This is a genomic window from Streptomyces sp. NPDC001492 (assembly GCF_053597275.1).
Map to the genome: position 1 here is coordinate 1 of NZ_JBSFHW010000107.1, position 4,916 is coordinate 4,916.

Annotated in this window: 3 protein-coding genes; all 3 read right to left on the minus strand. The window is 66.1% G+C overall.

The annotated features are described in order from the left end of the window. A partial coding sequence (locus ACWC1K_RS50495; RefSeq protein WP_450840956.1) for a glycoside hydrolase 43 family protein occupies window positions 1-749 on the minus strand: 749 nt, incomplete at its 3' end. Window positions 750-884: 135 nt separating this feature from the next. Beyond that, on the minus strand, window positions 885-3,953 hold the full coding sequence (locus ACWC1K_RS50500) for an RICIN domain-containing protein (RefSeq protein ID WP_450840957.1): 3,069 nt from the start codon (window positions 3,951-3,953) through the stop codon (window positions 885-887). Between the two features lie 374 nt (window positions 3,954-4,327). Continuing rightward, on the minus strand, window positions 4,328-4,916 hold a 589-nt coding region (locus ACWC1K_RS50505; RefSeq protein WP_450840958.1), incomplete at its 5' end, for a DUF1349 domain-containing protein.

The window sequence follows — 4,916 nt, forward strand, 5'->3', positions numbered from 1 at the left end:
CGGTTCATCATCAGCACCCGGCCCTCGGACTTCACCTCGCTGTACAGGTGGTAGTAGAGGCCGTTGATCTTGTACAGCTTGTTGGCCTCGCTGCCGGGCGACTGGTGGATGACCGTGGGCGAGCCGACCAGCGACCTGCCGTCCGCGGACAGCTTGAAGAGGTTGATCTTGTAGCCGTCCGAGTAGTGCGAGGTGACCAGGTAGCCCTGGCCGTCGTCGTCCCAGAACGGGCACGGGTCGTCCCAGCCGGAGGTCCGCCACACTGCCGTCAGCGGGTCCCACGGCCCTTCCGGTGACGCGGCCGAGGTCATGAAGAAGCCTTCGTCGGGGGTGTTGAAGTACACCCAGTACCGGCCCGCGTGGAAGCGGATGGCGCCGGCCCACACGCCGCGGCCGTAGCGGTTCATCCGGTCCCAGTTCAGCTCCGGTCCGATCTGGGTCACGTCACCGACCGCGCCGCCGAGCGTGCGCCAGTTGACCAGGTCCTTCGAGTGCAGCACGGCCACGCCGGGCGAGTACCCGAACGTGCTGGTGATGCCGTAGTAGTCGTTGCCGACCCGGATGCAGTCCCAGTCGCTGAAGTCGCCCGGGAGGACCGGGTTGACGTAGGTGCCGTCGCCTTGGTCGCCCCACTTCCCTGCCGACAGTGCGGCTGCCGCTGCTCTGCCCGGTGACAGCAGGCCCGGCAGCAGGAGAGCCCCGGCACCGACCGCGGCGAGCCGGCCGAGCTGTCTTCTGGTGATGTCCACAAGTCCCGTCCCTTGGTAGGCGCCATCACATATGTGGTGGTACTGCTCGATTCGAATGCGCGGTGATGGAGGTACGCGGGGACGGCGCCGGTCCGGATGGCCGGCTCCGTCCCTCGCACCCCTTTGTCGGGCGGATCAGTCGACGTTGACGACCTTCCACAGCTGGCTGTCGGCGCCCGTGTCCGTGTTCTGGACGAGTTGAGTGCCGCCCGAGGACACGTCGAGCACCTTGTCGCTGTTGACGTTCTTGATCTTGTAGTAGCCGTTCCCGGTGGCGGTCAGGGTCCAGTGCTGGTTCGCGGCATTGGTGTCGGACGACTGGATGACGGACGCGCCGTCCGCGGTGGAAGCACCGCTGATGTCCATGACCAGGGGGGTGTTCCGGCTGACGATCTCGTAACTGCCGTCACCCACCGGGACGAAGCGCCAGTTCTGGTTCCCGGCTCCGGAGTCCGTCCACTGGATGATGTTGGCTCCGGCGGTCAGCGATCCGCCTGACACATCGACAGCCTTGTTGCTGCTCTTGTTGACCACCTTGTAGTTGGCGTTCTTCGCGGGGAACTGGATGGAGGCGAACGCGTCCAGCGCGCAGACGGCGCTGGAGGCAGCGGAGTTCTTCGTCCCCGTGCACACCACCTTGATCGTGTGCGGGCCCGCGGCCAGGCTCGTCTTCTCGAACAGCGGCACCTGCTTCGTCACCGTCGGGGCGTAGGCGTCGATGCCCGCCTGGGCGAGGGTGCCGTCGAGGTAGACGTCCACCTTGCCCATGTTGGGCTGCGTCATGCTGAGGTACCGGACGCCCGAGCCGGTGAACGAGAACTCGACGTAGTTGCCGGCGGTGCTCGTGAACTTCTCGGACCCGTTCATGTCCTTCGTGTCGTTCCAGTTCGACCAGGTGCCGGAGTAGGTCACGCCCGCGGCCTTGTCGTCGACGTGGTTCCAGCGCTGCCGCACCAGTGCCTTCGACGCGGGAGACGCGTTGCCCTGGGCGTCCACGACATAGAGCCGGTAGTCACCCGCCGTCTGGGGGACGCGGATGCTGGTCGAGGTGCCGCTCGCGCTGGTCATGGTGGGACCGGCGGCGAACGTCGTCGTACCGGCGGGAGCCAGCCACAGGGTCTTGGTCGCGTCCTTGGGGCTGCGCACCGGAACGGTCATCACGCCCGTGCCGGCGAACGTGCTCGCGGGCAGCGCGTAGTCCTGCGCAGCCGTGACGGCGGCGGGCAGCAGGTTCTTGTAGGCCTCCTCCAGACCCGCGTTCAGGGCGATGCCGTACGCCTGCGCCGGCCACACGTTGTCCCCGTAGCCCCGCACATCCTGGATCGTGCTGTTCGGGACGTTCCTGTCGAAGATCTTGTTGACGGTGCCGTAGTTGTTGGTGATGGTCAGGTCGTGCTGGCGGCCCCAGGTGCCGGAGTTGACGGTGTACGCCAGGCCGGGGTCGACGTCGAACACGTTGTCGTGGTAGTTGAGGAAGGCGGAGCCTTCATCGGGGTGCAGGCCGTACTTGTGGCCGGCCGGAACGCCCTTGATGTAGTTGTTGCTGATCTCCGTTCCCGGCTGGCTGCCCAGCGTGTAGATGGGAGCGGAGTCGCCGAGCACCTGCATCGTGTCGAAGATCTCGTTGTACTTGACGGTGTTGTTCTTCGCCGTGGTGGTCGGATTCCCGGGATTGACGGAGTTCGTGGAACCGTCGAAGTTCCACCAGCCCCAGCCGAGCGTGATGCCCGCCCACGGGGACTTCTCGATCCGGTTGTGCTGCACGGACAGGGAATCGACGAAGTACGCCGACACCGGGCTGGAGCCCTGGAAGAGCACCGCGCTGTCGTAGAGGTAGTTGTCCGCGATCGATATGTTCTTGCAGAGTCCCTCGACATTCACCGGGTACTTCTCGTTGTTGGTCGAGGTGTAGTCACCGATGTACACGTGCTGGGGGTGTCCCACGGTGAGGGCGGACCCGGCGATGTCGTTCGTGACGTTGCCGGTCAGCTGCGTGTCCGTCACGTCGTTGGCCAGGGTGATGCCGTCGGCGCCGGTGTGCTGCACCGTGTTGCGTGACAGGACGATCCCGTCGGCGTTCTCGATCTGGACGGCCGCGGGCGGCAGGTCGACGTTGCGGTAGGTGTACGCATGGAAGTTCTGCCTCGCGTACACGTTCGAGCTGGCGTTGCCCTGCGTTCCCTGCCGGAAGACGGAGCCCGCGACCTTGACCAGGTTCCAGTCGGAGTGCTCGACCGTGAGCCCGGAGAACGTGATGTTCCGCGCGTGGTCGGTCCTGGACGTGCCGGCGATCCTGAGGAGGGTGGACACGTTGTTCGGCGCGAAGACGTTCGCCGTGGTCATGTCCTCGGAGCCGGACTTGTAGTAGTACAGCGTGTGCTTCGTCTTGTCGAAGTAGAACTCGCCCGGCTTGTCCAGGAACTCGTACGCGTTCATGAACGTATGGCTGCCGCTGGCTCTGAACGGGCCGTACGGCGGTGCCTGGGCGATGGCCGCACCCGGCTGCTGGAACAGGGCCACGCGGTTGGCGCCGTCCGAGCTCGTGGTGATCTGGCGGACGCCCACGATGGCCGTTGTCCAGGTCGTGGCCGACATGATCTCGACGTCGTCCTGGTTGGAGGCGATGGCCGGCAGGTCGGAGAGGCTGTACTTGGCTCCGTCGCACTGCGAACCCGACTCCCAGGCCCAGGGGGCCTGGCCGGCCGTGACGGTGTAAGTCCCGTAGCATCCGGCCGTGTTGATCGTCTTCGAGGCCATCTGGGCGCGCTTGCCGTTGACGTAGAGCGCCCGGAGCTTGTTGTCGCGGTTGAGGGTGGCCTTCCAGATGTTCCCGCTGTGCTGGGTCCAGCCGGTCACCTGAACGCCTCCGTCCAGGACCGGCTTCTCGCCCGGGTAGGCGGCGTACACGACACGGTGGCCGTTCGTTCCGGAGTCGGCCGAGGTGAAGCTGATGGTGCTGCTGACAGGGTAGGTGCCGCCGCGGAGATAGACGTTGATGTCTCCGGTCATGTTGTCGTTGACCGACCGCACGACGTCCCGGGCGTGCTGCAGGGTCTTGAACGGCGCGGTGATCGTCCCGGCGTTGGCGTCGTCGCCGTTGGGGGCGACGTAGTAGGTCGCCTGGGTCGCGGCCGAGGCCGGGGTCGGCGTCGTGAGGGATGCCAGCAGCAGCGCGGAGAGAGCCGTCGCCAGCGCTGCTGACACGGTGCGGGTGGTGGAAGTGACGGGTTTCAACGTCTCCCCGTCCTGCTGGTGCGGACGGTCGGGAAAGCGTTCATGTGGCGGCTCCGGTGATGTCGTCAGTGCGGTTGACGTTGATCTTCAGCGTCCTTCCCTTGAGCGTTCCGAGGGCACAGGGGCGTCGGTGAACGGCACAACCTCGCGGATCGGGGGTGACTTCGCAGCGACAGAAGTGGTGCGAGCTTCCCTCGTCAGGGACGCGGCGTGGGAGCCTGCCCGGCACAGGCAGCCCTCGGAATAACTGATCGCAGCGCGGCGGTGCCCCGCGTGATGGTGATGCAGCACCACCGCGCCGGGCCGGTTGAGGGATCCGCCGACGGTCACTCAGATCCGCTTCGTCAGCTCACGGAGAACTGGCTGAACTTCGCGGTGCCGGGTGCTCCGCTGTGAGCCGTGAAGAACGCCCCCGCGTCCTCGGTGCTGTTGGCGCCGGTCAGCGTCGTGGTGCCCACAGTGGTCCAGGTGGTGCCGTTGGCGGAGTAGGAGCCGGTGACCGAGTTGCCGTTCCTGACCAGGCGGAGCCAGACCGGGGCGACGGCGGTTGTGCCGGTATTGGTGATGTTGGAGTCGAGGTAGCCGTCACTGTTGGAGTCCGACGACAAGGAGATGCCCTGGCCCGGCGTGGCGGCGAGGACGACGTATCCGGTGGAGGAGCCGGTGCCGGTGATGTCGTTGCGCAGTATCAGGCCGGCCTTGCCCCAGGTGTTGGTGTTGTCCTGGCTGTCGACGTGGACGGTGACGGTGGAGGAGGTTCCCGCGGCGGTCGGCTGGTAGGCGGCGGAGTACTCGTCGTCGTGCATCGTGGTTGTTTCCCAGGTGTCGATGCCGGCGCTGGTCAGGGAGGTCACTCCCTGGCTCTGGCTCACTGCGGCGGGGATGGAGCTGTAGGCAAGCCATGGCGAGGTGAGGATCTGCAGTTTGCTGAAG